The following is a 233-nucleotide window of genomic DNA, read 5'->3' as shown; positions in this document are numbered from 1 at the left end:
AGTCAGATGAAATATTATTTTTCTCAAATACAGTCTCAAACCAATTAATAATTTTACCAGGACTTTGCCCAGCAAGCTTTTTTAGGCTAACAATATAATCAACAAATTCAGATGCATTCATGTGAACTAGATTATACTGGTTTGACTTTAAGGTTGCAGATAACTGCTTTTCTTTTTGGCGGCTTCTAAGATCTTCCCTGGCGGATATTAACATTTTATTTCCCTATAAATAG

General features: G+C 32.6%; 1 protein-coding gene. It reads right to left on the bottom strand.

Annotated features, from left to right (window positions below):
* Positions 1 to 214, bottom strand: a 214-nt coding sequence (locus tag AAEY83_RS18745) for a hypothetical protein (RefSeq protein ID WP_351061725.1), incomplete at its 3' end; no start/stop codon positions are given.
* Positions 215 to 233: the final 19 nt, after the last annotated feature.

This window comes from Psychrobacter sp. TB20-MNA-CIBAN-0197 (assembly GCF_040309765.1).
Lineage (GTDB): Bacteria > Pseudomonadota > Gammaproteobacteria > Pseudomonadales > Moraxellaceae > Psychrobacter > Psychrobacter submarinus.
This window is presented reverse-complemented; position numbering and strand designations above follow the sequence as displayed.